At 59.3% G+C, this 26,817-nt stretch carries 22 protein-coding genes and 4 tRNA genes; 17 read left to right on the top strand and 9 right to left on the bottom strand.

The annotated features are described in order from the left end of the window. Nucleotides 1-181: 181 nt before the first annotated feature. From KSX58_RS07275 to KSX58_RS07265, 3 genes are all read left to right on the top strand, one after another. Entirely contained in the window at nucleotides 182-1,171 is a 990-nt protein-coding gene (locus KSX58_RS07275; protein ID WP_038444248.1) for a DMT family transporter, read from the top strand. A 53-nt stretch (nucleotides 1,172-1,224) separates the two neighbouring features. Beyond that, nucleotides 1,225-1,301: transfer RNA gene (locus KSX58_RS07270), tRNA-Arg, on the top strand. Nucleotides 1,302-1,387: 86 nt separating this feature from the next. After that, nucleotides 1,388-3,376 (top strand): translation factor GTPase family protein, encoded by a 1,989-nt coding sequence (locus KSX58_RS07265; RefSeq protein ID WP_080863515.1) that lies wholly within the window; start codon nucleotides 1,388-1,390, stop codon nucleotides 3,374-3,376. A 112-nt stretch (nucleotides 3,377-3,488) separates the two neighbouring features. Here KSX58_RS07265 and KSX58_RS07260 read toward each other — a convergent pair. The 4 genes from KSX58_RS07260 to KSX58_RS07245 all read right to left on the bottom strand — a co-directional run bounded on the left by KSX58_RS07260 (nucleotide 3,489) and on the right by KSX58_RS07245 (nucleotide 4,546). Continuing rightward, nucleotides 3,489-3,564: transfer RNA gene (locus KSX58_RS07260), tRNA-Gly, on the bottom strand. Nucleotides 3,565-3,597: 33 nt separating this feature from the next. Next, nucleotides 3,598-3,670, bottom strand: a tRNA-Val gene (locus tag KSX58_RS07255). 45 nt (nucleotides 3,671-3,715) lie between these two features. Further along, nucleotides 3,716-3,787, bottom strand: a tRNA-Val gene (locus KSX58_RS07250). 87 nt (nucleotides 3,788-3,874) lie between these two features. Then, nucleotides 3,875-4,546, bottom strand: coding sequence for a GNAT family N-acetyltransferase (locus tag KSX58_RS07245; RefSeq protein WP_306293010.1), 672 nt, complete (start codon nucleotides 4,544-4,546; stop codon nucleotides 3,875-3,877). A gap of 243 nt (nucleotides 4,547-4,789) precedes the next feature. On the opposite strand from KSX58_RS07245, the gene KSX58_RS07240 reads away from it, so the two are divergent. From KSX58_RS07240 to KSX58_RS07215, 6 genes are all read left to right on the top strand, one after another. Further along, complete coding sequence (locus KSX58_RS07240) at nucleotides 4,790-5,446, top strand: amino acid ABC transporter permease (protein ID WP_003808512.1); 657 nt, start codon at nucleotides 4,790-4,792, stop codon at nucleotides 5,444-5,446. Continuing rightward, entirely contained in the window at nucleotides 5,433-6,107 is a 675-nt protein-coding gene (locus tag KSX58_RS07235) for an amino acid ABC transporter permease (RefSeq protein ID WP_003808515.1), read from the top strand. The genes KSX58_RS07240 and KSX58_RS07235 overlap by 14 nt, the downstream gene beginning before the upstream one ends. Further along, the gene (locus KSX58_RS07230; RefSeq protein WP_237976457.1) at nucleotides 6,100-6,978 is read left to right on the top strand and encodes an amino acid ABC transporter ATP-binding protein; all 879 of its coding nucleotides are present in this window, start codon (nucleotides 6,100-6,102) and stop codon (nucleotides 6,976-6,978) included. The genes KSX58_RS07235 and KSX58_RS07230 overlap by 8 nt, the downstream gene beginning before the upstream one ends. A gap of 44 nt (nucleotides 6,979-7,022) precedes the next feature. Beyond that, nucleotides 7,023-7,928 (top strand): cysteine ABC transporter substrate-binding protein, encoded by a 906-nt coding sequence (locus KSX58_RS07225; protein ID WP_021913733.1) that lies wholly within the window; start codon nucleotides 7,023-7,025, stop codon nucleotides 7,926-7,928. A 328-nt stretch (nucleotides 7,929-8,256) separates the two neighbouring features. Further along, entirely contained in the window at nucleotides 8,257-9,492 is a 1,236-nt protein-coding gene (locus tag KSX58_RS07220) for a PLP-dependent aspartate aminotransferase family protein (protein WP_217735661.1), read from the top strand. Between the two features lie 279 nt (nucleotides 9,493-9,771). Continuing rightward, entirely contained in the window at nucleotides 9,772-10,725 is a 954-nt protein-coding gene (locus KSX58_RS07215; RefSeq protein WP_070122190.1) for an SPFH domain-containing protein, read from the top strand. Nucleotides 10,726-10,943: 218 nt separating this feature from the next. Here KSX58_RS07215 and KSX58_RS07210 read toward each other — a convergent pair whose 3' ends face one another. Then, entirely contained in the window at nucleotides 10,944-11,375 is a 432-nt protein-coding gene (locus KSX58_RS07210; protein WP_035009905.1) for a hypothetical protein, read from the bottom strand. Between the two features lie 343 nt (nucleotides 11,376-11,718). Between KSX58_RS07210 and KSX58_RS07205 the strand changes: the two genes are divergently transcribed. The 3 genes from KSX58_RS07205 to KSX58_RS07195 are packed head-to-tail and all read left to right on the top strand — an operon-like array spanning nucleotide 11,719 to nucleotide 15,131. After that, nucleotides 11,719-12,396 carry an ABC transporter ATP-binding protein gene (locus KSX58_RS07205; protein WP_055680252.1) on the top strand — a complete coding sequence of 226 codons (678 nt, stop codon included), beginning with the start codon at nucleotides 11,719-11,721 and terminating at the stop codon, nucleotides 12,394-12,396. 48 nt (nucleotides 12,397-12,444) lie between these two features. Beyond that, the gene (locus tag KSX58_RS07200) at nucleotides 12,445-13,617 is read left to right on the top strand and encodes a COG1361 S-layer family protein (RefSeq protein ID WP_033499199.1); all 1,173 of its coding nucleotides are present in this window, start codon (nucleotides 12,445-12,447) and stop codon (nucleotides 13,615-13,617) included. A gap of 2 nt (nucleotides 13,618-13,619) precedes the next feature. After that, nucleotides 13,620-15,131 (top strand): ABC transporter permease, encoded by a 1,512-nt coding sequence (locus tag KSX58_RS07195; RefSeq protein ID WP_033499198.1) that lies wholly within the window; start codon nucleotides 13,620-13,622, stop codon nucleotides 15,129-15,131. A gap of 116 nt (nucleotides 15,132-15,247) precedes the next feature. On the opposite strand, the gene KSX58_RS07190 is transcribed toward KSX58_RS07195, so the two are convergent. Next, complete coding sequence (locus KSX58_RS07190) at nucleotides 15,248-17,152, bottom strand: 1-deoxy-D-xylulose-5-phosphate synthase (protein ID WP_021913727.1); 1,905 nt, start codon at nucleotides 17,150-17,152, stop codon at nucleotides 15,248-15,250. A gap of 174 nt (nucleotides 17,153-17,326) precedes the next feature. On the opposite strand from KSX58_RS07190, the gene KSX58_RS07185 reads away from it, so the two are divergent. The 5 genes from KSX58_RS07185 (at nucleotide 17,327) to KSX58_RS07165 (ending at nucleotide 22,667) form a co-directional block, all read left to right on the top strand. Then, nucleotides 17,327-18,328, top strand: a complete 1,002-nt coding sequence (locus KSX58_RS07185) for a quinone oxidoreductase (protein ID WP_038444258.1) — start codon at nucleotides 17,327-17,329, stop codon at nucleotides 18,326-18,328. 53 nt (nucleotides 18,329-18,381) lie between these two features. Next, entirely contained in the window at nucleotides 18,382-18,879 is a 498-nt protein-coding gene (gene purE, locus KSX58_RS07180; RefSeq protein ID WP_042990249.1) for a 5-(carboxyamino)imidazole ribonucleotide mutase, read from the top strand. Beyond that, nucleotides 18,863-20,038, top strand: coding sequence for a 5-(carboxyamino)imidazole ribonucleotide synthase (purK, locus tag KSX58_RS07175; protein ID WP_055309124.1), 1,176 nt, complete (start codon nucleotides 18,863-18,865; stop codon nucleotides 20,036-20,038). Before purE ends, purK begins: the two co-directional genes overlap by 17 nt. Before the next feature lie 11 nt (nucleotides 20,039-20,049). Beyond that, nucleotides 20,050-20,448 carry a Fur family transcriptional regulator gene (locus tag KSX58_RS07170; RefSeq protein ID WP_011742966.1) on the top strand — a complete coding sequence of 133 codons (399 nt, stop codon included), beginning with the start codon at nucleotides 20,050-20,052 and terminating at the stop codon, nucleotides 20,446-20,448. Nucleotides 20,449-20,657: 209 nt separating this feature from the next. Continuing rightward, the gene (locus KSX58_RS07165; RefSeq protein WP_236834546.1) at nucleotides 20,658-22,667 is read left to right on the top strand and encodes an LTA synthase family protein; all 2,010 of its coding nucleotides are present in this window, start codon (nucleotides 20,658-20,660) and stop codon (nucleotides 22,665-22,667) included. Nucleotides 22,668-22,883: 216 nt separating this feature from the next. Here the strand turns inward: KSX58_RS07165 and purD are convergent, their stop codons facing one another. From purD to purF, 3 genes are all read right to left on the bottom strand, one after another. Continuing rightward, nucleotides 22,884-24,146 carry a phosphoribosylamine--glycine ligase gene (gene purD, locus KSX58_RS07160; RefSeq protein ID WP_042990243.1) on the bottom strand — a complete coding sequence of 421 codons (1,263 nt, stop codon included), beginning with the start codon at nucleotides 24,144-24,146 and terminating at the stop codon, nucleotides 22,884-22,886. 90 nt (nucleotides 24,147-24,236) lie between these two features. Continuing rightward, nucleotides 24,237-25,271 (bottom strand): phosphoribosylformylglycinamidine cyclo-ligase, encoded by a 1,035-nt coding sequence (gene purM / locus KSX58_RS07155; RefSeq protein ID WP_003808579.1) that lies wholly within the window; start codon nucleotides 25,269-25,271, stop codon nucleotides 24,237-24,239. Between the two features lie 19 nt (nucleotides 25,272-25,290). After that, nucleotides 25,291-26,805, bottom strand: coding sequence for an amidophosphoribosyltransferase (gene purF, locus KSX58_RS07150; protein WP_003808581.1), 1,515 nt, complete (start codon nucleotides 26,803-26,805; stop codon nucleotides 25,291-25,293). Nucleotides 26,806-26,817 lie beyond the last annotated feature (12 nt).

The following is a 26,817-nucleotide window of genomic DNA, read 5'->3' as shown; positions in this document are numbered from 1 at the left end:
CCGTCGACCGGTTTCCCTGACCGCTAATCTCAAGGTCGCCGGTTCGCACCTTTTGCTGGGATTGCATGAAAACCCTTGGAATCATTGGATTTCAAGGGTTTATTGTTACGTCGGCTGATGGTCTGGTGCCGTGATAATCTGTGCCGGGAAGCGTGTGCCGAGAAACGTAGGAAGGCTGAACATGCTGCAAGGATTGCTGGGAATTTTCTCCGGACTGATCACGCCGGTGCAGACCGCGGTGAACACGCGGCTCGGCCGTTCCATCGGCTCGCCGTTGCGCGCCTCGCTGGTGTCGTTCAGCGTCGGCCTCATTGCGATGCTGACTTTGACGCTGCTGCTTGGCCCGTATCCGCTGATTCCCGCCACCGCGGCGAACGGCCCATGGTGGATGTGGTTCGCGGGCGTGTTCGGTGTCACTTTCCTGACCGGCAATGTGCTGCTGCTGCCGAAACTGGGCAGTCTCAAAACCGTGATCATGCCAGTCACCGGGCAGATCGTCATGGGCCTGCTGATCGACGCTTTCGGCTGGTTCGGCACTACCGCGCAGCCGATTTCCCCGCTGCGCATCGCAGGTGCGGCGATCACGCTGGTCGGCTTTCTGCTTGCCGTCGCCGGACCGAATCTGCGATTGAGGCCTGCCATCGATCGCCCGGCTGGCGGTTCGGAAAATTCCGGCGATTCCGAAAAATCCGAAACTGACGGAAAAGCCGTACATGTGCCAGGTTCCGCGACCGTGCTGTGGAGTTGCGCAGGCATCGCGTTCGGCATGTGTTCGGCCGTGCAGACGGCGTTGTTGGGCAAGCTGGGCGTCGCGTTGGGATCGCCGGTGAAGGCATCGCTCGCCTCGTTCGCGGTCGGTCTGATCTCGCTTGCGATCGTCGTCGCATTCGTCGACCGCACCTACAGCCTCGGCGACGCGCTGAAGAAAGGCAATCCGTGGTGGATGTGGGTAGGCGGATTACTGGGTGCGACGCTGGTGATGTGCAACGCGTACCTATCCGCGCATATCGGCACCGGCATGACGGTGATGCTGGTATTGCTCGGTCAGGTCGGCGGAGGATTGCTGGTCGACCGTTTCGGCCTGCTTGGCGTGCCCCGCAAGCCCGTGGCCGGCATCCAATATGTCGGCGTGCTCGTAGCCATCGTCGGCATTGTGCTCAAGGCGATGTGATTGCCGTGTCGAGTTGGCAACCGTGTGCGAACTGACTATACTGTGTTTAGTTTGGCCCTGTAGCTCAGCTGGATAGAGCATGTGACTTCTAATCTCAAGGTCGCCGGTTCGAGCCCGGCCGGGGTCACCATCAAGCCCTCGCGTCGTTTCATGCGGTGCGGGGGCTTTCCTGTCCATTGAACGGCAAGCCATTGGCTTGCGAAGATAGGGGAGACCATGAAGCGAATCGTCGCGGGCATTCTGGCGCATGTGGACGCGGGCAAGACCACGTTGTCGGAGGCGCTGCTGTACGCTACCGGCCAAGTACGCAAACTCGGCCGCGTCGACCACGGCGACGCCTTCCTCGACACGGACGCCATGGAACGGCAGCGCGGCATCACCATCTTCACCGAGCCGGCCGTCATCGCCACGCCCGACCTCACCATCACCCTGCTCGACACTCCTGGACACGTCGACTTCTCCGCCGAAACGGAACGTACGCTCGCCGTGCTCGACTACGCCATCCTCGTCATCTCCGGCGCGGACGGCATCCAAGGCCATACCGAAACGCTGTGGCGACTGCTCAATCGCTATCAGGTGCCCACATTCGTCTTCGTCAACAAAATGGACTCGCCCGGCGCCGACAAAACGCAACTGCTCGCCCAACTCAAGAAACGCTTCTCGGACGGCTGCGTCGACTTCACCGAGCCGATTGACGGCGAACGCATGGAGGAGATCGCCATGCAAAACGAAACGGCCATGGACGCGTATCTCGACACCGAAACCGTGCCGGACGAAACCATTCGCGCCATGATCGCCCGCCGTGAGCTGTTCCCCTGCTATTTCGGATCAGCGCTGAAAATGGACGGTATAGAACAGTTCGTCGCAGGTTTCGAACGGTTCGCGCAAGAGCCGCAATACAATGGCGAATTCGGCGCACGCATATATAAGGTGTCTCATGACGCGCAAGGCAACCGTCTGACCTGGCTCAAGGTGACCGGCGGCGAACTGAAGGCCAAGATGATGCTAAGCGGCACCGCGCACGCCGGCGACGCGGATGCGGTTGCCGAAGACGGCCAATGGCATGAGAAAGCCGACCAGGTGCGCGTCTATTCCGGCGCGAAATCCACCACCGTCGACACGGTCCCCGCAGGCACCATCTGCGCCGTCACGGGTCTGACGCAGACATTCCCCGGCGAAGGCCTCGGCATGGAGCGGGACGCCGGCAGTCCGGTCCTCCAGCCGGTGCTCACGTACACGCTGGAACCGGGGGAGTGCGACATTCACAAATGTCTCGTCGCCCTGCGCGAACTGGAGGACGAGGATCCGCTGCTGCACGTCGTCTGGCAGTCTCGCCTAGAGGAAGTGCACCTGCAGTTGATGGGCGCGGTGCAGCTGGAGATCATCCAGCAGATCATGCACGACCGTTTCGGCCTGGACGTCACGTTCGGACCGGGCAGCATCCTGTACAAGGAGACGATCGCCGCGCCGGTCGAAGGCGTCGGCCATTTCGAGCCGTTGCGTCACTACGCCGAAACGCATGTGCTGCTCGAACCGCTGCCGCAGGGCGCGGGAATGGCATACGCCACCGTGTGCAGCGAGGACGTGCTCGACCGCAACTGGCAGCGCCTCATCATGCAGCATTTCCAGGAACGCGAGCATCTGGGCGTGCTCACCGGCTCGCCGATCACCGATATGAGAATCACGCTGCTGACAGGCCGTGCGCATCTGAAGCACACGGAAGGCGGCGATTTCCGCCAAGCCACCTACCGCGCGATACGCCAGGGCCTGATGGAAGCGAAGAAGAAGGGCGATTGCCGTCTGCTTGAACCTTGGTACGGCTTCCGTCTGGAAGTGCCGCAGGACATGGTCGGACATGCGATGGCCGACATCCAGCGCATGTCGGGCACGTTCGACACGCCTACCGGCGACGGCGAATACATGGTGTTGAACGGCACGGCGCCGGTATCCGAAATGCGTGACTATGCGATGGACGTGAACGCGTACACGCACGGCCGTGGCCATTTAAGCTGCGTGTTCGCCGGCTACCAGCCGTGCCACAATGCTGACGAGGTGATCGAGAACATGGCTTACGATCCGGAATCCGACCTGGAGAACACGCCGGATTCGGTGTTCTGCGCGCATGGCGCCGGCTATCCGGTCAAATGGTACAAGGTGCCCGAATTCATGCATCTCGACTACACGTGGGATGGCATGCGCGAATAGAACCGAAAGACAGACGGGTGGGAAGCGCCGATTGCTTCCCACCCGAGGCATGTTGTCGGATACCGACAAACGGATAAACGAAAAGCCCCACCGAATCGGTGAGGCTTCATACTGGAGCGGACAACGGGACTCGGACCCGCGGTCTCAACCTTGGCAAGGTTGCGCTTTACCAACTAAGCTATGTCCGCAAAGGATTCCTGCCGTGAGAAGCAGGCATCCAGTGGGTGATATAGGAATCGAACCTATGACCCCTTCCGTGTGAAGGAAGTGCGCTAGCCGCTGCGCCAATCACCCGTGGGATGCCTCCACCGGTTTCCCGGCTTCGTCATCCGCTTCGCGTGGGCGATACAAGATTCGAACTTGTGACCCCTTCCGTGTCAGGGAAGTGCGCTACCTCTGCGCCAACCGCCCGAAGCGAGTGCTAACTTACGTGGATTCTCGGCGGAATGCAAATCGTCGGCGTGTCGCGATGTTCACGTGAAGTTCGCCGGCCGTTCTTCACGCGGTGGGTTCGACCTGCGGAAACTCCAAGGTTTCCGCGTCGTGGTCCACGCCGCTCATGGCGGTCGTATCCGCATCATTGGTACGCTCCGCGGTCTTGGCGGAGCCGTTCGCAGTAGGGTTTCCCGTGCCGACGGCGTGCGTCAGCGCGAGCCTCATCTGATGCCAGACCACGTTGCCATGCGTCGACTCGGACAGTCCTTCGTCCACGAATCCCAGCCGTGCGTAAAAATCGACCAGCCGTTCCTTGCAGGTGAGCACGAGGCCCTTGCGTCCGGCCTGTGCCGCGTCGAGAATCACCTGGCGCAGCAGATAGCTGGCGCAGCCGCGATGCTGGTAGACGGGTGCCACATCCACGCCGAAAATCATCTGCCAATCGCCATGCTCGTCATGCATATCGGCGTCGTCATACATGGCATCGGCAAGATTCGGCTCGTTTGTGGCCATGCCATCGACGAAACCAACCAACGTGCCGTCCTCTACACGCGAGGGGAACGGGGTATCGTCGTCATCGGTGTTGACCAACAGCCAGAAATGGTCCGGATAAGCGGCCACGCGTGCGGTAAGGCTTTCGTTGCTTGCGGCCTCCGCAGGTGGGAAGCAGGCGGCCTCCACAGCCTCGATCGCGTCCAGATCCTCCATCGTTGCATGTCGAATGAGCATGTGCATACTCTCTCGCAAGGCATACCCAATCTTCACATTTCGATATGCGCCGACGGCGCAATCCGCCAACATGCCATACTGTAGAAGAACCTTGGAGGGATCGCAGGACGACTGTTTCGCGATACCTGATAAGTCCTTATACGAAAAACCGATAACGAAACTGGCTCGTAGTGGCGAATAAAGCGATAGTATGAGCCGCGTTCGCCGGAACAAATACGAAAAATCCGTTGAGAAGAGAAGGAGGCGCGCGTGTTCGACTGGACGTTCATCTCGCACTACGCGCCGTTCTTCGTCAGCGGTGCCGAAATGACGCTGTTCATTTCCGTCTTCGGCATCATCCTGGCGATCGTGGTCGGCTTGGTCTGCGCCGGCATCGAGATCGCGCGCATCCCCGTCCTGCGGCAGGTCGTGCGCGTCTACATCGAGCTGAGCCGTAACACGCCGTTGCTGGTGCAGCTGTACTTCCTGTATTTTGGCCTGCCGAAACTCGGACTCGTCTGGTCCGCGGAACTGTGCGCCATCGTCGGACTCGGCTTCCTCGGCGGCTCCTATATGGCCGAAGCGATGCGCGGCGGCCTGGAGACCATTCCGGAAGTGCAGCGCGAATCCGCATACGTGCTGGGCTTGAGCAAATGGCAGACATTAAGCCGCGTGGTCATTCCACAGGCCATCAGCACCTCCATTCCAGGCGTCGTGGCCAATGTGATCTTCCTCATCAAGGAATCGTCCGTGGTGTCCGCCATCGCGCTCGCCGACGTGATGTACATGGCCAAGGACCTGATCGGCATGTACTACGACACCTATGAGTCGCTGTTCCTGCTGATTGTGGCGTATCTGGTGATTCTGCTGCCGATCTCGCTGTTCGGCACTTGGCTGGAACGGAGGTTCGACTATGAGCGGCGCTGAGATTCTGCTCGAGCCGGGCGTGATTCCGCGCCTGCTACAGGGCCTGTGGGTCACGGTGTGGATCGCCGGCGTGTCCGTGGCGTTGTCCGTGCCCGTCGGCTTGATCGTCGGCTGGCTGATGACGATGAAAAATCCCGTTGTGCGGGTGCTGACCAGGATTTATCTGGATTTCATCCGCATCATGCCACAGCTGGCGCTGCTGTTCATCGCCTTCTACGGTTTCGCGCAGGCATGGAATTGGAATTTGGATGCGACCGGCGCATGCGTGTTCGTCTTCGTTTTGTGGGGCGGCGCTGAACTGGGCGATCTGGTGCGTGGTGCGCTCGAATCGATTCCGAAGGCGCAGTACGAGTCGTCGTACGTTTTGGGATTGAGCGGCTGGCAGACGTTCACGAAAGTGATTCTGCCGCAGGCGTTGCGCCGGCTGCTGCCGGCTTCCGTGAACCTCGCCACGCGTATCGTGAAGACCACGTCATTGGCCGTGCTGCTCGGCGTGGTGGAAGTCATCAAGGTGGGCCAGCAGATCATCGACGCGAACCGTTTCCAGTATCCGACGGGCACTTTGTGGATTTACGGAACGATTTTCTTCATGTACTTCATCGTGTGCTGGCCGCTGTCCATCGTGGCCCGCAGGTTGGAAAAGAGGTGGAAGCATGACTGAGCAGGCTGAACAGGTTACGCAGACCGCGCAAAACAGCGGGAAAACGCAGACAAGCCTTGAAATCAGGCATCTGGTCAAGCGGTACGCCAATGCCGACAAGCCAGTGCTGGACGACATCTCCTTCGACGTGCCCCATGGCAAGGTGTTCGTCATCGTCGGCCCGTCCGGATCGGGCAAGTCGACGTTGCTGCGCACCATCGCGGGTCTTGAGCCGATTCAGGGCGGCACCATCGCGCTGAACGGCGAGATTATCGAAACCGGCAAGCCGGGCACCGAATCGGCCGGCCGCAGCAAGCGCGGCAGCGAGCTGCGCACGCGTGTCGGCATGGTGTTCCAAAGCTACGACCTGTTCCCCAACAAAACCGTGCTCGGCAACATCACGCTCGCTCCGACGCTCGTGCAGAAGCGCGACAAGGCGGAGGTCGAGAAGGAAGCCATCGCTCTGCTGGAACGCGTCGGACTCGCCGACCGCAAGGATGCCTGGCCGCATGAGCTGTCCGGAGGCCAACGCCAGCGCGTGGCCATCTGCCGTGCGCTGATCCTGCATCCGGAAGTGCTGCTGTTCGACGAGGTCACCGCCGCGCTTGATCCGGAAATGGTGCGCGAGGTGCTTGACGTGATGCTGGAACTCGCCGATTCCGGCCAGACCATGCTCATCGTGACGCACGAGATGCAATTCGCACGAGCCATCGCCGACCAGGTGATCATGCTGGAGGACGGCGGCATCGTTGAACAATCCGACGACGCCGAAGCGTTCTTCACCAATCCGAAAACCGAGCGTGCCAAGCGTTTCTTGCACACGTTCGAATTCGACAGGCATCGCAGGCCGGCGGAAACGCCGACGGAACCGACGGGAACTTTCGCCGAGTAATCGCAAGTTTTGATAGCAGTCATCCGTACAAGAGAGGAGTAACCATGACCGCATCAATCATCAACAAGACAATCAAGAGCATCGTGGCCGCATCGGCCGCGTTGATCATGGCCGCCTCCGTGGCTGCCTGCGGTCCCAACGCCGCCACCCCGAGCGAGGAGAACAACGCCTCCAACGGCGGCGCCACCACGTCCAAGGTGACCGCCCGCTCCCTGGACGAGATCAAGAAGTCCGGCGTGCTCAAAGTGGCCGTCTTCTCCGACAAGGCCCCGTTCGGCTACATCGACAAGGACGGCAAGAACGCCGGCTACGACATCGTCTTCGCCGAGCGTCTCGCCAAGGATCTGGGCGTGAAGGTCAAGTACACGTCCGTCGATCCGGCCGCCCGTGTGGATGTGCTCACTTCCAACAAGGTGGACATCACGCTGGCCAACTTCACCGTCACCGACGAGCGCAAGGAGAAGGTCGACTTCGCCAAGCCGTACATGAAGGTCGCGCTCGGCGTGGTCTCCCCGGAGAACGCCGAAATCACCGACGTGAGCCAGCTCAAGGGCAAGACGCTGATCATCGCCAAGGGCACCACCGCCGAAAGCTATTTCGAGAAGAACGAACCCGACGTCAAGCTGCAGAAGTACGACCAGTACGCCGACGCCTACAACGCGCTGCTCGACGGCCGTGGCGACGCCTTCTCCACCGACAACACCGAGGTGCTGGCCTGGGCCAAGACCAACAAGGGCTTCAAGGTGGGCATCACCAAGCTCGGTGACGAAGACACCATCGCGCCGGCCGTGCAGAAGGGCAACAAGGAGCTGCTCAACTGGATCAACGACGAGATCGTCAAGCTCGGCAAGGAGAACTTCTTCCACAAGGATTACGAGCAGACCCTGAAGCCGGTGTACGGCTCCGATGTCGACCCGGATGACATTGTGGTCGAAGGCGGCCAGCTTTGATTCTTACCTGATCTGACGGCGGCCTGCCGTCCGTCAATCCTGTTTCCAAGCCTTCCGTGGCACACGCCGCGGAAGGCTTTTTCATGCCGATTCCGGGCCGGTTATGTCACATCCTTCGAAACCGTTTACAGTCCACGCGGGTGTATGTTTCCGGAGGTTTCGTACCATCCGATAACCCCTCATAAATAAACGCTATGGCGATTCGCACGTTGTATAAGCAACGTCGATAATCTCCGGCGCGTGGCGCTTTCCAAGACACGGTTAAGTAGGAACCAGCGATCGCGTGAACGGCACGCGGCAAGGAAACCACACCGAGGGGGTGCGCACCATGACCAGATTCAACACTCAGCTCGTCCACGGACTGCCGGTCAACGACAACAACACCGGAGCCGTGAACCCGCCGATCTACAACTCGTCCACCTATGCTTTCGAATCGGTCGAGGCCATGCCCCGTTGGGATTACGCGCGCAGCGGCAACCCGACCCGCGAGTTCCTGGAGAAGCAGATCGCGCAGCTTGAGCATGGCACACGCGGTTTCGCGTTCGGTTCCGGCCTGGCCGCCATCCACGCGGTGCTGTCGATCTTCCAGTCAGGCGACCGCATCGTCGTCGGCAAGAACATCTACGGTGGCACCTACTCGCTGCTCCACGAGTATTTCGAACGTTGGGGCGTCATCGTAGAGGAAGTGGACACCACCGATTACGAGGCGCTCGATGCGGCGGTGTCCGGCGAATCCGCCAAGGGCAATGCGCATGGATGTCCGGCCAAGGCCGTGTACTTCGAAGTGCTCACCAACCCGCTTCTGCAAGTCAACAACGTGACGGCCATTGCCGAAATCGCCCACCGTCATGGCGCGATCGCCATCGTCGACAACACATTCGTCGCCCCGTATCTGCAGCAGCCGCTCGACCAAGGCGCCGACATCGTCATCCATTCCGCCACCAAGTATCTGGCCGGCCATTCCGAAGTCAACGCCGGCCTCGTGGTGGTCAAGGACGATGAGCTGGGCAAGCGCGTCTACTTCGCGCAGAACCGTTTGGGTGGCGTGCTCGCGCCGAACGAATGCGATTCGGTGCGTCGCGGCATCCAGACGCTTGCCTTGCGCATGGACCGTCAGCAGGAGAACGCGCGTGCGATTTCCAGCTATCTGCTGCTGCACCCGTTGGTCAAGTCCGTGCATTATCCGGGACTGCCCGGTCACGAATACGAGCTGGCCTCCAACGGTCTCAAGGGCGGTGGTGCCGTACTGAGCTTCGAAGTGGTGCCGGGCGTCGACCCTGCGGACGTGCTCGACAACCTGCATATCTTCCGTTTGGCGGTTTCGCTCGGCGCGGTGGAATCGCTTGCCGAACTGCCGTGCCGCATGACGCATTTCGAACTGCCGCGCGAGGAGCGTCTGAAGGTCGGCATCACCGACGAACTGGTGCGTCTCGCAGTCGGCATCGAAGACAAGCAGGATCTCATTGAGGATCTCGGTCAGGCTTTCGACATCGCGTACGAGAACTATCTCAAGCGTCACGCCGGCGAGAGTCTGTTCACCTTCGCGCAACACGTATATGCCTGAAAGTTTTGCTATCGGTAGGGATTTGAATATTAACTGGCACGCTATCTCACGAACCGGACAGGGGAAAGCGCCCCTCTGTCCGGCTCGTGGGCGTATGTGGGTCAGCTCCTGGACAGGCGATGGTTGGTTCGTGGACGGCCCTTGCCCAGCTCGCGGACATTGTCTGCATACGATTGCATTCTTTGGTAAATTTTTACTCGGGTTCGGCAATGGTTGCAGAACCTACGAAAGGTCATGCGACAAGACCTTTAAAGAGAAACCAAAGAAGGGAGTAATGCCATGCCGTTCCTTGTAGCGCTCCTTGTCATTGCGCTGATCATCGCGTTCCTGTTCCTGTCCACGTTGTTCATCGTGCCGCAGCAGCAGGCATACATCATCGAACGTTTCGGCAAGTTCAACAAGGTCCAGTTCGCGGGCATCCACATCCGTATCCCGTTCGTGGACCGTATCGCCATGAAAACCAACATGCGCGTCAACCAGCTCAATGTGCAGCTGGAGACCAAAACCCTCGACAATGTGTTCGTCACGGTCGTCGCCTCCACCCAGTTCCGTGTGAACCCGGAAAACGTGGCCACCGCCTACTACGAGCTGCGCGACCCGGCCGGGCAGCTGCGCTCCTACATGGAAGACGCCCTGCGTTCCGCCATTCCTGCGTTGAGCCTCGATGATGCTTTCGCCCGTAAGGACGACGTGGCCTTCGACGTGCAGAAGACCGTCGGCAACGAGATGTCCCGCTTCGGCTTCACCGTGGTCAAGACCCTGATCACCGCCATTGACCCGAGCCCGCAGGTCAAGAACGCCATGGATTCCATCAACGCAGCCCAGCGTGAGAAGGAGGCCACCCGGCAGCGCGCCGAGGCCCAGCGCATCCAGATTGAGACCCAGGCCGCCGCCGAGGCGGAGAAGACCCGTCTTCAGGGTGAAGGCCAGGCCAACTACCGTCGCGAGATCGCCAACGGTATCGTCGACCAGATCAAGAGCTTGCAGGCTGTCGGCATGAACATCGGCGATGTGAACAATGTGGTGCTGTTTAACCAGTACCTCGACGTGCTGCGCTCCTTGAGCGAATCCAACAACTCCAAGACCGTCGTGCTGCCCGCATCCACCCCTGGCGGATATCAGGATATGTACAGCCAGATCACGCAGGCGATGGTGACAGCCAACGAAACCGCCGGCCAGCACTCGACTGTGCCGACACCGCCGCACGTCGCTCCGACGACGCCGCGTATCTGACACATGTTTGGTGATGCCTGCAGTCGTCGGGCATACGTTGATTGGCCGCAGGCATGTAAATCGCAGGAAAGCGAAAACGAAAAAAGAATCCCTTCTTTCGTCGGGGAGCCGCGTAGATGTGACGGAGAGTGCGGAAACGATGAAAGAAGGGATTCGTGTTGCAAGTGCGCCGTCGTACCACGACACACGTCTGTTATACGGAAGGCTTCGCTCGGACGTCAGGCCAGAGTGACAAGCTTCCCGGGAGAAGGTGCGTTGAGACATTCAGCAGCATGCGCTTCCATGGAACGGAGCTGGTCTTGCAGATCCATGACTTTCTTTTCCAACCATGCGATGGTCATGGATTGGGAGATGACGAGCAGGTCGCGCTGGTCAGCTGCGGCTTCGTTGGCAAACGATTGTGCTTCGGTCATGATTTGCGGATCTGCTTTCCACCGTGCGATGGCGCGTTCGATACGTTTACTGCCAACGATTTTCGGGTTAAGACCTGCGCTGGCGAAGATGCTGGTCGGCCCGTTGCCCCGTAAGTATTGCGCCATGCAACGCACTTGGAATTCCCTTGAATAGGTGATACGGTCCATTGATGCCCTTTCTACCGCGGGCAAGGTGTTGAGATAGTAGACTTCCGCCTGGGTGAAATGACGTTTCATATTGTTCCCCTTTGGTGTGAAACCGTTTGACATTCCACAATCTGAAGATTATCGCTGATGGTTTCATTTTATTTTTGACATTTTGGTCGAAAGGTCATTTGGCACGAAACAAGGGTTTCTGGCACGAAACAACATGTTCCATATCGTTCAGGCGGGGTTTCTTGAACGGTTTTCGAGTTTCAGGCACGCGCGGACCGTGGCTTCAGGGTGTTCCCTTAAGGGTGGCGAAGCGCGGTGAAACACTTTAGACTTAGGAGCAATTATCAACATATTCCCAGAAAACGAGGAGGTGAATGTGCCGGTAGGTAGCACATCCAACGCTGGGAAAACCGGTCGCGGTCCCATTATCGAGGTTAAAAACCTGCGCAAGGAATATCCAGTGCTCGATGAGACCGTCGTAGCGCTGGAACGTGTCAATCTCGCCATTCCGCAAGGGCAGATCTGCTGTATCTATGGCGAGTCCGGATCCGGTAAATCCACCCTGCTCAATCAGCTTGCCGGCATGGAAAAACCAACTAAAGGTGGTGTACGTATCACAGGTGTGTCCATCAGCAGGCTTGACGAACGGCAGCTGGCCGAATTCAGGCAGAAGCACCTTGGCTTCGTGTTCCAGTCGTACAATCTGCTGCCCAATCTCAATGCCATCGAGAATGTGGCCATGCCACTGATGTTCCGAGGCGTGCCGAAGCGTAAACGCGAGACGATCGCGCGTGCCATGCTCAAGCGGGTCGGCCTTGGCAAACGAATGAACCATTATCCGACCCAGATGTCTGGCGGTCAGCAGCAGCGCGTTGGCATCGCCCGCGCTTTCGTGACACGTCCGCAAGTGGTATTCGCCGACGAGCCGACCGGCAATCTCGATTCCAAAACCAAAACCGAAGTGATGGATATGATTTGCTCGTTCGCACGCGATTTCAACCAGACCATCGTGCTCGTCACACATGACGACAATATGGCGCAATACGCCGATCGCATCGTCACACTTCTTGACGGCCGCATCATCGGCGACCGGCTTACGTAACTTCATGACAGCATATCGACAACTATGACGACAACAGAAGGGCCTTCCATGGGCAACAACACAAGAATCGCAACACTGCTCAACGGGGCAATCTCACTATTGGCGGTGGTCGCCATCACGTTGGTATGCATTGTGCCGACGGCGTTCGCCGAAGATGGCGCCAATACTTCCGATGCTCCGGGTGCGGGAGCGGACAACAGTGTTGAGCAGATTGCTGGGCCGGTGCCGAACATCATTATCACCAATTTCACCTATGGCGACGGGTCGGTGGCTGTCGGCAGCACCTTCAACCTCGGTTTCACCTTCCAAAACATGGGCAAAGTGGCGGTGAGCAACATGGTGGTCACCGTGGACGGCGGTGAGAATTTTGCCATCTCCGGCGGTACGAACACGTTCTACTACGATGCGCTGAATGCGGGAGCTGCGTTGACGCAGACCGTGCCGATGCAGACACTGGCCAGTGCGAAAAACGGCGCGCAGGGCATCGACATCAGCTTCAAATACGAGTATGTGGACGGTGCCGCACGCAGCTCCAACACTTCCGACATCAAAATTTCCGTACCCGTTTCGCAGCCTGATCGTTTTGAATTGAACGATCCAGTGGTGCCCAATATCGTCAACGCGGGTGAGGAAACTACTATCACCATGGATTACGTGAACAAGGGCAAGGGCGACGTTTCCAATGTCGAGGCGAGCGTTGAAGGCGACGGTATCACCGCCACGCAGGCCAAGCAGTACGTCGGCAATGTGGCGTCCGGCGTGTCCGGCTCCATTGGATTCGCATTCACTGCGGACAAGCCCGGCGAAACCGAAGCGAAACTGACGGTGACGTATGAGAATTCCGATGGACAGCCGCAGACCAAGGAATTTCCGGTGAAAATCAATGCCGTTGAAGCTCCTGTTCCGGATGATTCCGATACGGATGTTGACGTCCAGGATCAGAGCATGCCGGTCTGGGTGTGGATAGTGGCGGCGGCCGTTGCACTCGTCGTGATTGTACTGACGGTCGTATTGGTGGTCCGTCACCGCCGTAAGAAGGCAAAGCAGGCGGCCGATGATGACGATTGGGATTGGGAGCCTGCCGATCTTGGAGCCGATAAGCAGGGTAAATCTACTGCCATGGCTGCCGATGCGCCGACGCAGGTAATCGCCACGGCAGGTGGCACATCGGCCGCCTCCGTATCCGCAACGTCATCTTCCACTCCATCCGTCAAGGAGTAGGCATGCGATTTTCGGATATCGCACATACTTGCGCGCAGAATTTGCTGCGGCGCAAATCGCGTACGATTTTGACGGTGCTGGGCGTGATCGTCGGCTGCTGCTCCATCGTCCTGATGATTTCGATTGGACAAGGCATCAGCGAGCAGAATGAGCAGATGCTCAAGAGCATGGGCAATCTCAACGACATTACCGTCACAGCTGCCGGCGGCTCGGGCGCGTACGACAGCTCTGGCGTCGGTATGTCGAGTTTGTCTTCGTCGGACATGACATCATCGGATCATCAGGCCAAGCTTGACGATGCTGCGGTACAGACGTTCCGTGGCATTTCAGGCGTCGCAGCCGTGATGCCACAGCGGTCGGCGCAGAGCACCGTGGATCTCACTGCGGGAGCCGGATCCCGATACGTGGCTCAATATGCTTCTGTGATGGGTACGGATATGACCCAGCTTGAAGCATCGGGATACAAGCTCGTTCAAGGGCGTATGCCGAAGCGTGCCGGAGAAGTATTGCTCGGCAAATACGCGGCATACCAGTTTATGGATAAGTATCGTTCCGATGATGACTCCAGGCGTATCGCTCCCGGTGATTATGAGTGCGATGAGAACGGTTGCAAGGAGAGCGAGGGGGAGAAGCCGTTCTTCGACGTACTGACCACGAAACTCAATTTGATTACCGGAGCCGATTATCAAAGCCCTGACGATTACCGCAAAATAGGCAGCACTTCGATGAGTTCCACCGATTCAGGCGACGGCGATGGTACTGCCAGTTCGCAGAATCCTGTGGTTTCCATGCCTCTCACCGTGGTCGGTGTGTTGGACGCTTCAACCAATAATTACGATGCATTCAGCTCCGGTGTAGTCATGTCGCTGGAGGATATGGACACATTGCAGGCCAAAATCGACGGCAAAACCAATACCACCAGCCGGACCAAAACAAACTACGACCAAGTGGTGGTGCACGCTCAAAATATCAAGGATGTGCCGGGTATCGAAGCGCAGATCAAAATGTCTGGCTACCAAACCACGTCCTTCGAACAGACCCGCAAGGAGATTGAAAAGCAGAGTCGTGGCATCCAGCTCGCATTGGGAGGCATTGGCGCGGTGTCATTCCTGGTGGCGGCCATCGGCATCGCCAACACCATGATTATGTCCGTGTCGGAACGCACTCGGGAAATCGGCATTATGAAGGCGCTCGGCTGCTATGTGAAGGATATTCGCACGATGTTCCTATGTGAAGCAGGTGCCATCGGTCTGGTCGGTGGACTTATCGCCTGTCTGATTTCCGCCTTGGGGTCGCTGAGCATCAATCTGCTGTCGTTTGGTGGATTCAGTATGGAAAACGTAGGCAAAGCGATTATGGGCGGTGACGACGTGAGCCGAATCTCCGTGATTCCATGGTGGCTGTTTGTCGTGGCCGTGCTGTTTTCGATTCTGGTGGGCATACTCGCCGGTTTGGGGCCAGCTAATAAGGCTGTGAAGATTCCTGCGTTGGACGCCATCAAGAACGAGCAATAGCGATTGCGATTGACAATAATGCTTATGGTCGGCCATGTGCTGTTCAGCGTGGGCCGGCATTTCGCGATTGTTCAACGTTCCCTGTCGATTTTTGACGGTGCCGGCTAGTTGCGTGATTAACGGGCCAAGACGCGGCGAATGCGATCAGCCACCGCTTCCACAGTCAGCCCGTAACGTTCATCAAGCTCGGCAAGGGGCACACGATCGGTGAATTCTTTCGATGCGCCGAAATTGAGCGCATGCACAGTGGCTGCTTTCGGATTAGTGGAATTCGCGTAGAAAGCGGTCACCTTCTCACCCCAACCGCCTTCCAGCTGGCCATCCTCCAGGGTGACGACCACACGATGACCGTCGGCAAGCACGTCCAGCAGCTCGCCATCCATCGCGGAATACTGCTGCGCGTCGATAAGCGTCGCATTGATATCGTCGTCGTTTTCGAGCGTTGCCGCCACCTCGGCCGCCAACGGCAGTGTATTGCCCAAGCCGAGAATCGCCACTTCACGTCCCGGACGCACGATCTGGTACCGCGTGAAAGGGCAATCGCCGGTAATATCGATCGTCGTTTCGTGCGCGGCGGCACGTTCGGCCGGGTCGAACGCCATATCGGCGGAACGCTCCATGGCAAGAATCTGCTCGCCGGGCATGCGGATAGCCGTCACACCATGATCAGACGGCCCCGTGGCCCATGCAAGCATGTCCAGCATCTGCTCTCCGCTGGTCGGTGCCAGACAGGTCACATCAGGCGTGTTGGCGAACATCGTCATATCGAACGTGCCGGAATGTGTATTGTCCGCGCCGGAAATGCCCGCTCCGAAAATCAGCAGCGTCGCCGGAACATGATTCAACGCCAGCTCCTGCTGCAACTGGTCGTAAATACGCTGGAAGAACGTGGCGGAAGTCGCCAGAACCGGCCGGCCTCCAGCCTTCGCGATGCCTGCGGCGAACGCGGCCGCATGCTCCTCGGTAATGCCGGTGTCCACATAATGCGATCCGGCACGTTCACGGAAATCACGGGTGATGCCATTCGAACCAGGGGTGGCGGGGGAGATGACCACCAGTCCCGGCTCGTTTTCGAAACGGGACTCCAACGAAGCCATGGCCATCTGACCGTAGTATTTGCGCGCGTCAAGCGGCTTGCCGAGCGCGCTGTCCGGATCCTGCCAATGATTCGCCTCGCATTGGCCGGCATGCGGCTGCGGATTGGTCTGGTTGCATCCGTCGGAACCATCCTGCGCCTCGGTCTCATCGCTGAAACCCAAGCCCTTGGTGGTGTGGATATGCAGCACGACGGGATGGTCGATATCCTTCAAGTCTTCAAGCGCCGCGACCAGCGTGTCCACATCGTTGCCCTGCTCCACATAACGGTAGTCAAGTCCGAACGCCTTGAACAGATTCAGCTCCGCGGTTCCGTTCGACGCGCGCAGACGGGCAAGATTGCCGTACATGCCACCGAAATCTTCGGCGATCGACATCTCATTGTCGTTGACGACGATGATGAGATTACCGCCCTGTTCGGCAGCGTTGTTCAGTCCTTCGAAAGCGATCGCCGAGCTCAACGAACCGTCGCCGATGATGGCGATGACGTTGCCGATTTCGCTTGCTCCCGCAGCGGTATGTTGCATATCACGTGTTTTGGCAAGACCGCAGGCAAGGGAGATGGACGTGCCGGTATGGCCCAGCACGAAGGAATCATGCTCGCTTTCCAACGGATTGGTGAAACCTGTCACCTCGCCGAACCGCGACTCGTCCAGATACGCCTCGGCGCGCCCGGTAAGCATCTTGTGCACGTAGCTTTGGTGGGAGACATCGAAAACGAAACGGTCACGTGGAGAACCGAACACGCGGTGCAACGCCACGGTAAGCTCCACCACGCCAAGATTCGAACCGATGTGGCCACCATGCTTCCGGCCGTAATTCAACAGCGTGGAACGAATCTCCAGACACAGATCACGCAACTGTTGCGAAGAAAGGGCATGCACATCCGCCGGAGAATGAATCGAACCCAGTATGCCAGCGGTCATTATGCGCAACTGTCCTTCCCTGAACCTGTCTTCTTTACCGCGGAAAATCCTATCCCACTGTATGCCTCTGCCGGGGTGTCGGTTGTGAAATACCTGCAAAGTCTTCTCAACTGCGGCACAATGGAAACGATGAAATGAATCGAACCACCGAAAAACCGCGAAGGAGCGCTGACCATGAAAGCCGTATACGCAGCAGGAACCGATTATGACAATCCGCTGTCGCAACTCAAGGTGGGGGAGCTGGACACGCCCGAAACCAAGCCGTTCTGGAGTACCATCCACGTGGCCGCAGCCAGCGTGAACCACCACGACATCTGGAGCCTGCAGGGCGTGGGACTCTCCGCCGAACAGACGCCGATGATTCTCGGCACCGACGCGTCAGGCGTGCTCGACGAGGACATTCCTGTTCGCAAAGGGCTGAAAGCCGGAGCCGAAGTGGTGCTCTACACCTTCGTCGGCACCGACGGCGCCGGCGTCATGCCGGGGGAGCGGCGCACCATCCTATCCGAAAAATACGCGGGCACCATGGCCGAAACCACCCAAGTGCCCAGCGCCAACGTGTTCGCCAAACCCGCCAACCTGACCCTCGATGAGGCTGCCGCGCTCGGCACCAGCTGGCTGACCGCCTACTCACTGCTGTTCACATCGGCCAACGTGAAACCGGGAGACACCGTGCTCGTCCAAGGCGCGGGCGGCGGCGTGTCCACAGCGGCCATCCAACTCGCCCATGCGGCAGGACTGGAAGTGTTCGTCACGTCACGCAGCGAAGAGAAACGAGACCGCGCGATCGCCATCGGAGCCGACGCCGCCTTCGAAACCGGCGCGCGACTGCCGCATAAGGTCGACGCTGTCATCGAATCGGTCGGCGCGGCCACCTGGAGCCATTCCGTCAAATCCGTACGCCCCGGCGGCACCATCGCCATCTGCGGAGCCACCACAGGAGACCAGCCTGGAGCCGAACTGACCCGCATCTTCTTCCAGGACATTCGCGTGCAAGGCAACACCATGGGTTCGCGTGACGATTTCGCACGACTGCTCAAATTCGTGGAACACGCCGACCTGCACCCCGTCATCGACTCCACCTACGCGCTTGCCGACGCGCCCGCGGCGTTCCGCAAAGTGGTCGACGGCGACGTTTTCGGAAAGGTCGTGCTGCACATCGAGCCAAGTAAGTAAAGTAGGCGGTGTTCTGGAACACGTAAGTCTACGTAAATCCTTCGGAGGTTTTGATGGCAGACAACAAGCCTGAAGTCGCGGTGATCATGGGATCGGCAAGCGATTGGGAGACCATGAAGCACGCATGCGAGATGCTCGACCAGTTCGAGGTGCCGTACATGAAGCAGGTGATTTCCGCGCACCGCACCCCGGAACTGATGGGTGAGTTCGCGCACAACGCCCGTGCCAACGGGCTGAAGATCATCATCGCCGGCGCGGGCGGCGCGGCCCACCTGCCGGGCATGGTCGCGGCGCAGACCACACTGCCGGTCATCGGCGTGCCGGTACGCTCCCACGCGCTGTCCGGCTGGGATTCGCTGCTGTCCATCGTGCAGATGCCGGGCGGCATTCCGGTGGCCACCACCGCCGTCGGCAACTCCGGCGCAACCAACGCCGGCCTGCTCGCGGTGAGCATTCTGAGCACCACCGACGAGCGACTGGCCAAGGCGCTGCAGGACTATCGTGACTCCCTGAAGGAAAAGGTGGCTGAATCCAATGCCCAGCTTGTCTGAGGAAACCAACGGCCGTATCGAACGACTGATGCCCGGCGCGACCATCGGCATCATCGGTGGCGGCCAGCTCGGCCGCATGATGGCGCTGTCCGCACGCTACATGGGCTTCCGCATCGGCGTGCTCGACCCGACACCCGACTGTCCGGCCGCTCAGGTCGCGGATTTCCAAGTGACCGCCGAATACGACGACATCGCCGCCATCCGCGAACTGGCTGAAAAGTCCGACGTGCTCACCTACGAGTTTGAGAACGTGGACGCCGACGCCATCGATCAAGTGCGTTCCCTCGCGGCGGCCCCGCAAGGCACCGATCTGCTGCGCGTCACGCAGGACCGTGTCAACGAGAAGCGGTTCATCAACGACCATGGCACGCCCACCGCGCCGTGGAAGGCTGTCAACAGCGTCGAGGAACTTGAAGCGGCACTTGATGAGATCCACTATCCGGCTGTGCTCAAAACCCGTTCCGGCGGTTACGACGGCCACGGCCAGACCGTGCTCAAGTCCGAAGCCGACTTGGAGCAGGTGCGCGCCCGCGCCGACCATGACGGCAGCTTCCCGCCAAGCATTCTGGAAGGCTTCGTCGATTTCGCGTTCGAAGCGAGCATCCTCGTCGCCGGCAACGGCAAGGATTACGTGACCTTCCCGATCGTGCGCAACGAGCATCGCAACAACATCCTGCACATGACCATCGCGCCGGCCGAAGTGGACGAAACCGTGGCCAAGGAGGCGCACGAGCTGGCGTTGCGACTGGCCAAAGGCTTCGAACTCGCCGGCATTCTGGCCATCGAACTGTTCATCACCAAAGACAACAAGGTCATCGTCAACGAACTGGCCCCACGTCCGCACAATTCCGGCCACTACACCATCGAGGCCTGCTCGTTCGACCAGTTCGACGCGCACATTCGCGGCATCGCCGGCTGGCCGCTCGAACAGCCGCAGCTGCTCAAGCCCGCCGTCATGGTCAACGTGCTCGGCCAGCATGTGGCGCCGACCCGTGCGCTCATCGCCGACCATCCCGAATGGAACGTGCACGACTACTGCAAGGCGGAAGTGCGCCACGACCGCAAGATGGGACACATCACCGTGCTGACCGACGACACCGCCAAAACCGTAGCCGACCTTGAAGCCACCGGCTGCTGGGACGACTTGAAGAAAGCCTGACATCATAAGTAATGAGTGAACATATCGTGCGGCAGACCCGCCAGAAAGACGCCATCCGCGACGCGCTGAACGGCTGCGACGAATTCATCTCCGCGCAGGAGCTGCACCGCAAGCTGGAAGACCGTGGCGAACATATCGGACTCGCCACGGTCTACCGGCAGCTCAACGCCCTGGCCGAGGCGGGCCGCGCCGACACGGTCCGCCTCGACGGCCAGCAGCTGTTCCGCCTGTGCGGCGACGACGGACACCATCATCACCTCGTCTGTACGAACTGCGGCAAAACCGTGGAAATTGAATCGCCTTCCGAAAGCTGGCTGAAAGGCATCTCCGACAAGTACGGCTTCACCATCGAACGGCACACGCTGGAGGTGTTCGGCCTGTGCGAGGATTGCCGGAAGGCGGACAAGTAGCGGCTGTCTGCCGTATTTCCGTTGGAATCGTATCGCCATCGGCGCAATCCAATCGTAAAAATCGTAAAGAAAAAACGTTGGACGTTGTCTTTTTCAGACGCATATATGACAATAGGGCATTGCAAACGAACTAAGTGGGGTTATGCGTGACCAAAGCAACATCGAAAAACGAGCCGATTGAGGAGCTCGACATCGCTACCGTGGACCCGATGGCCAAGAAAGCGGGCAAGGAGTTCCCCGGCTGGCTCTACGGCGTGCTATTCGTGCTGTTCGATGCGGTGGGCGTTGCCGCCCTGCAGATCGGCGTCAGCGAATCCGCGACGCGTGTGCAGCTGTCGAACAACATGTGGCTCACCGGTTGGGGATTCGTCGGCAAGATGTTCACCAGCGCCAATTTCGTGGCGGTGCTGAACCTCATCCTATGGGGCGTCCTGTATGTCATTCTGCTGATGCTCACCAATCGTTTCTGGGTGGCCACGCCGGTTTTTCTGGCAGTCACGTTCATCGTCGCCGTGATTGAGCATTTCAAGGTTTCAATACGATACGAGGCGATTCTGCCAAGTGATTTGAACTTTCTGAAGGCCGACGCCGGCAATCTGATGAGTTTCATGCCGTCCGGCGCGCAATGGACCATTCTGATCGCGGTGGCGGCGTTTGCCGCGTTCGTGGCGCTGTTCGTCTTCCTGAACCGCCTCGACGCGCGTCACGGCAAACTGTTTCGCGGCTCCGATAAGCGATCCCGTTCCGTGAACGCGATCGCAAGACTGCTGCTGATCCTGCTTCCAGGCCTGTTCTTCACGCTGTATTCGATGCAGGTGAGCACCGTCGGCTCGTGGGCCAAAGGCTTCGCCACCGTCATGGGGGACAAGCCCTCCATGTGGGACTCCGTATACGACGCCCAGCGCAACGGGCCGCTGGTGGCGTTCACCCGTCAGCTCAACCCGAAAGTCATGGTCAAGCCGGACGACTATTCCGAAGAGACCATGAAGCAGGTCGCGGCCCGCTATGAGAAGGCCGCGAAGAAGATCAACGCGAAACGTTTCGCGAACATGACCGACAGCACCGTCATCTACGTGCTGTCCGAATCCTTCTCCGACCCGTCCCGCGTGCCGGGACTCAAAGTCAACAAGGATTCCATACCGAACATCCGCAAGATTAAGCAGAATACCACGTCCGGCCTGATGCTGTCCTCCGGATACGGCGGCGGCACCGCCAATCTGGAATACATGGGACTGTCCGGTCTGAGCATGGCGAATTTCGATTCCTCCCTGACCAGCCCATACCAGCAGCTGGTGCCGAGCGAGCATTGGACGCCGACAATCAACCAGATGTGGGGCGCCGCAAAGAACTCCATCGGCCTGCACCCGTACGAATCGTCTATGTATTCGCGCGCCACCAACTACAAGAAGTTCGGCTTCTCGCATTTCTATACGTTGACCGGTCCGGACGTCATCTCTCATCAGGACAAGATCGACGATTCGCCGTACGTCTCCGACGAGGCCACCTACAAGAGCACGCTGGAACAGGTGAAGAAAACCAAGTCCAACCAGTTCCTGCAGGTCATCACCATGCAGAACCACATGCCTTACCACAAGTGGTACAAGCATAACGATTTCAAGGCGACCTCCACCACGGACAAACCGTTGAAGGACGACGAGCAGGAGTCCATCGAAACCTATCAGAAGGGCGCTTCGCTGACGGATGATGCGACCGCCGATTTCCTTGCCGAACTCGACAAGCTCGGCAAGCCGGTCACCGTGGTCTTCTACGGAGACCATCTGCCGGGCATCTACTCGTCGGCTTCCGCTGATGACGGCAACTCGCTGGCGTTGCATCAGACGGACTACTTCATCTGGTCCAACAAGGCTTCCGGCACGCAAGGCAACAAGATCGGCAACGCCGACTATTCGTCGCCCAACTTCTTTGTGGCGCAGGCCGCCGAGCATATGGATGCCAAGGTGTCGCCGTATCTGGCGTTCCTCACCGAAATGCACTCCAAGATCTCGGCCATGGAACCGCCGGTGGTCAACAACATCCAAGGCTGGGACCGTATTCCGGAAGGTCAGAACATCTACCTTGACTCCAAGGGCAATCCCATGGCCGAAAGCGATTTCGACGCCGAAACCAAACAGCTGATGGCGGATTACAAGCTCATCCAGTACGACATCACCACGGGGAAGAATTACCTGAAAGACACCTCCTTCATGGACCTGCCGTAACGAGGACGGCGCGCCTGCCGCACGGCTCGACACTCGACGTACCGTTGTGCGCCTTCGTGTCGGGCCGCACGGAATTCGCGCACGTCCTCGTCACGGCAGGAGTGTGGTGGGCGACGACGCGCCTGCCGCACAAATCTTAAAACATTGAGGGGCTGTTCCAAACTATTGGAACAGCCCCTCAACGGCTATTGGTTCAGCGCAGCCAACACACCATCATCACGCGTTCAGCGCTTTGAAACCGATGTCGTGACGGTAGAACATGCCCTTGGTGTCGAGCTTGTCGATGATCGCGTAGACCTTGTCCTGCGCGGCCTTGATGTCCGCAGCGGAGGACTCGACCAGCAGCACGCGACCGGAGTTGGCCACGAGACCATGCTCGCCACGTGCGACGCCCGCATAGTAGACATGGGAATCGTCATCTACCGTGATCTCAGGAATCGCGGCACCCTTGACCACGTTGGTCGGGTAACCTTCGGAAGCGATCACCACGCCAAGAGTGGCATTGTCCTCATCCCACGTGAATTCCGGGGTTTCGCCGTTGAGAATGGCGCTGATGCCGGCACCGAGATCGGACGTGAGCTTCGGCAGCACCACTTCGGTCTCTGGATCGCCGAAACGCGCGTTGAACTCAATGACCTTCGGGCCGTCGGCGGTGGCGATGAGGCCGGCGTACAGAATGCCGGTGAACGGCGTGCCCTCGTCGGCCATGGCCTGAACGGTCGGCTTGACGATGGTTTCGATGGCGGTGTCGATCACATCCTGACCGATCTGCGGAACCGGGCTGTAGGCGCCCATGCCGCCGGTGTTCGGACCCTTGTCGCCATCGTAGGCACGCTTGTGATCCTGCGAAATCGGCATCGGCCAGAAATCGGTGCCGTTCACAAAGCTCATCAGAGAGAATTCCTGACCCTCAAGGAAATCCTCGATAACCACCTTCGCGCCGGCGTTGCCGAAGCGGTGGTCCACGAAAATGTCCTCCAAAGCGGCGATGGCGGTCTCCTCATCCATCGCCACGGTCACGCCCTTGCCTGCGGCCAGGCCATCGGCCTTGATGACGATCGGCGCGCCATGCTCGCGCACATAAGCGGTGGAACGCTCCAAATCGTCGAACGTCTGGTACTTCGCGGTCGGAATGTCGTGACGTTCCATAAGCTGCTTGGCGAAGTCCTTGGAACCCTCGATCTGCGCGGCGGCCTTGTTCGGGCCGAACGCCTTGATGCCGGCGGCCGCGAAATCGTCGACGATGCCTTCGATAAGCGGCACTTCCGGTCCGACGAACACCCAGTCGTAACCATTGTTCTTCACGAAATCGATGAGCGCCGCATGATTGGACGGGTTGAGCTGCGTGGTGCGGATGCCGTCAAGCTCCATGCCCGGATTGCCTGGGGCCACAGTGACCTCGCTGACGCTGCCGCCACGCATGAGCGCGTGGGCGATGGCATGTTCACGCGCACCGGAACCAATGACCAGAACCTTCATATTTCCTCCTGTTGTATCCCTTATGGGGAAGAGTGCCAATCTCAAGAAATAATATCGGGGGTGCCTGTTCGGCTACCCCCGTATGTTCGTTTACTGCAGTTCGACGTCCTCGCCGGTCTTCTTGACGATATTGCCCAGCACATAGCCGGCCTCGCCATTGGACTTCAGCAGTTCCATGGTCTTATCGGCATCTTCGGCGCTGACGGCCAGCACCATGCCGATACCCATGTTGAAGATGTTGAACATTTCCATATGATCGATGCTGCCGGCCTTCTCGAGCACGTCGAAAATCGGGAGCACCGGCCAGGAGCCAAGGTTGATATGGGCGGCAAGACCGTCCGGAATCATACGCGGAATGTTCTCGATGAAACCGCCGCCGGTGATATGCGCGACGCCCTTGACCACGCCCGCCTTGAACAGCGGGGAAAGGGCCTTCACGTAAATCTTGGTCGGAGTGAGCAGCACGTCGCCAAGCTTCTCACCGCCCAGTTCGTCCAGTACGGTGTCCACGGTGTAGCCGACCTGCTCGAACAGGGCCTTGCGCACCAGGGAGAAACCGTTGGAATGCACGCCGGTGGACGGCAGGCCGATAAGCACGTCGCCCTCAGCGATGGTGGAGCCGTCGACGATAGCGGACTTTTCGGCCACGCCGACCGCGAAGCCAGCCAGATCGTACTCGTCCTCGTCATACATGCCCGGCATCTCGGCGGTCTCGCCGCCGATCAGACCGGAACCGGCCTGCACGCAGCCGTCGGCCACGCCGGAGACGACCTGCTCGAGCAGAGCCGGATCGTTCTTGCCGCAGGCGATGTAATCCAGGAAGAACAGCGGCTCGGCGCCCTGGGCGGCGATATCGTTGACGCACATGGCCACGCAGTCGATGCCGATGGTGTCGTGCTTGTTGGCCATCTTGGCCACGACCAGCTTGGTGCCGACGCCGTCGGTGCCGGAAATCAGCACCGGCTCCTTGTAACCGAGGGAAGCGAGATCGAACAATCCGCCGAAGCCGCCGATGCCGCCGACCACGCCCGGACGGTTGGTGCGCGCCACGTGGGACTTGATACGCTTGACGACTTCGTAACCGGCCTCAACGCTTACGCCGGCTTCCTCATATGCTTTTGGCATATCTAACCTTTCTCGGGTCTCAGTGTTCTTCTTGGGATGAAGTGGTGGTGTATTCGTTGCCTTCGTACTTGCTCTTGTACAGGGCGAATTCGGGCAGACGGACACGATCCTCCGGAGTGAGCGACTTCAGGAAGTCGGCTTCGTAGTCGTCCAAGGCGGTCGGATAGTCGCCGTTGAAGTAGGCTACGCACAGGCCGCCATACGGTGCGTCCGCGCCAAGGCCGATGGATTCCACCAAGCCGTCGAGCGACAGGAACGCCAGTGAATCGGCTCCGATGTAGTCGCGGATTTCGTCGACGGACTTCTTGGCCGCTATCAGCTCCTTGGTGGTGGAGATGTCGATGCCGTAGAAGCACGGGTACTTCAGCGGCGGGGAGCTGATGCGCATATGCACTTCGGCCGCCCCGGCCTCCTTGAGCATCTGCACGATGCGCTTCGAGGTGGTGCCGCGCACGATGGAATCATCGATGACGACCACGCGCTTGCCCTTGACCACGCCGCGCACTGCGGACAGCTTCATACGCACGCCCTGCTCGCGCAGCTCCTGCGTGGGCTGGATGAAGGTGCGTGCCACGTACTGGTTCTTGATCAGACCCATTTCGTTCGGCAGGCCGGCCTCCTCCGAATAGCCGGAAGCCGCCGACAGGGAGGAGTTCGGCACGGCGATGACCATATCGGCGTCGACGGGGGATTCCTGAGCCAGGCGCGCGCCCATGCGCTTGCGGGCCGAATGCACGTTCACGCCGTAGATGTTGGAATCGGGGCGTGCGAAGTAGATGAATTCCATCGAGCAGATGGCCAGCTGGGTCTGATCCGTGTAACGGTCGATGCGGTAGCCATCGTCATCCACGACCACGATCTCGCCCGGGCGGATGTCACGCACCAGTTCGGCTCCGACAGTGTCGAGCGCGCAGGTCTCGGAAGCGAGCACATAGGCGCCGTTCGTCATCCTGCCAAGGGACAGCGGACGGAATCCGTTCGGATCGAGCGCGCCGATCATGGCATGTTCGGTCATGATCAGATAGGCGAAGCCGCCGTGCACGGTGTTGAGCGCTTCCTTGAGCTTGTCCATGAACGTGGGCTTGCTGGAACGACGGATGAGGTGCATCAGCACTTCGGTGTCGGAGTTCGAATGGAAGATCGCTCCCTCGTCCTCCAGCTTGCGGCGTAAGGAGGGGCAATTGGTGAGATTGCCGTTGTGACACAACGCCATATCCCCGTCATGGAAGCGGAAGATGAACGGCTGGATGTTGTCGGTGCCGCCGGAACCGGCTGTGGCGTAACGCACATGGCCGATTGCTTTGTCTCCTTTCAGGCGTTCGATTTCCCGTTCGTCGCTGAACACCTGGGTCAGCAGACCCGTTCCGCGATGACCGATGAGATGACCATTATCGTTGGAGACAATGCCGGCACCCTCCTGACCGCGATGCTGCAGCGCGTGCAGACCGAAGTAGGTGAGTCGGGCGGCGTCCGAGTGGCCCCAAACGCCGAAAATACCGCATTCCTCGTGGATGTCTTCGAGTTCAGCTGACAAGCCAAAGCTCCT

It is taken from the genome of Bifidobacterium sp. MSK.17.10 (genome assembly GCF_019129655.1).
In the GTDB taxonomy this organism is placed as follows: domain Bacteria; phylum Actinomycetota; class Actinomycetes; order Actinomycetales; family Bifidobacteriaceae; genus Bifidobacterium; species Bifidobacterium adolescentis.
The sequence above is the reverse complement of the archived record's forward strand: the minus strand, read 5'-3'. Positions and strand labels throughout refer to the sequence as shown.

What these genes read in the sequence shown, in the direction of transcription:
- KSX58_RS07275 (WP_038444248.1), top strand. Translation starts at nt 182, where the DNA reads ATGCTGCAAGGATTGCTGGGAATTTTCTCCGGACTGATCACGCCGGTG.
- KSX58_RS07265 (WP_080863515.1), top strand. Translation starts at nt 1,388, where the DNA reads ATGAAGCGAATCGTCGCGGGCATTCTGGCGCATGTGGACGCGGGCAAG.
- KSX58_RS07245 (WP_306293010.1), bottom strand. Translation starts at nt 4,546, where the DNA reads ATGCACATGCTCATTCGACATGCAACGATGGAGGATCTGGACGCGATC.
- KSX58_RS07235 (WP_003808515.1), top strand. Translation starts at nt 5,433, where the DNA reads ATGAGCGGCGCTGAGATTCTGCTCGAGCCGGGCGTGATTCCGCGCCTG.
- KSX58_RS07230 (WP_237976457.1), top strand. Translation starts at nt 6,100, where the DNA reads ATGACTGAGCAGGCTGAACAGGTTACGCAGACCGCGCAAAACAGCGGG.
- KSX58_RS07225 (WP_021913733.1), top strand. Translation starts at nt 7,023, where the DNA reads ATGACCGCATCAATCATCAACAAGACAATCAAGAGCATCGTGGCCGCA.
- KSX58_RS07220 (WP_217735661.1), top strand. Translation starts at nt 8,257, where the DNA reads ATGACCAGATTCAACACTCAGCTCGTCCACGGACTGCCGGTCAACGAC.
- KSX58_RS07215 (WP_070122190.1), top strand. Translation starts at nt 9,772, where the DNA reads ATGCCGTTCCTTGTAGCGCTCCTTGTCATTGCGCTGATCATCGCGTTC.
- KSX58_RS07210 (WP_035009905.1), bottom strand. Translation starts at nt 11,375, where the DNA reads ATGAAACGTCATTTCACCCAGGCGGAAGTCTACTATCTCAACACCTTG.
- KSX58_RS07200 (WP_033499199.1), top strand. Translation starts at nt 12,445, where the DNA reads ATGGGCAACAACACAAGAATCGCAACACTGCTCAACGGGGCAATCTCA.
- KSX58_RS07195 (WP_033499198.1), top strand. Translation starts at nt 13,620, where the DNA reads ATGCGATTTTCGGATATCGCACATACTTGCGCGCAGAATTTGCTGCGG.
- KSX58_RS07190 (WP_021913727.1), bottom strand. Translation starts at nt 17,152, where the DNA reads ATGACCGCTGGCATACTGGGTTCGATTCATTCTCCGGCGGATGTGCAT.
- KSX58_RS07185 (WP_038444258.1), top strand. Translation starts at nt 17,327, where the DNA reads ATGAAAGCCGTATACGCAGCAGGAACCGATTATGACAATCCGCTGTCG.
- purE (WP_042990249.1), top strand. Translation starts at nt 18,382, where the DNA reads ATGGCAGACAACAAGCCTGAAGTCGCGGTGATCATGGGATCGGCAAGC.
- purK (WP_055309124.1), top strand. Translation starts at nt 18,863, where the DNA reads ATGCCCAGCTTGTCTGAGGAAACCAACGGCCGTATCGAACGACTGATG.
- KSX58_RS07170 (WP_011742966.1), top strand. Translation starts at nt 20,050, where the DNA reads ATGAGTGAACATATCGTGCGGCAGACCCGCCAGAAAGACGCCATCCGC.
- KSX58_RS07165 (WP_236834546.1), top strand. Translation starts at nt 20,658, where the DNA reads ATGGCCAAGAAAGCGGGCAAGGAGTTCCCCGGCTGGCTCTACGGCGTG.
- purD (WP_042990243.1), bottom strand. Translation starts at nt 24,146, where the DNA reads ATGAAGGTTCTGGTCATTGGTTCCGGTGCGCGTGAACATGCCATCGCC.
- purM (WP_003808579.1), bottom strand. Translation starts at nt 25,271, where the DNA reads ATGCCAAAAGCATATGAGGAAGCCGGCGTAAGCGTTGAGGCCGGTTAC.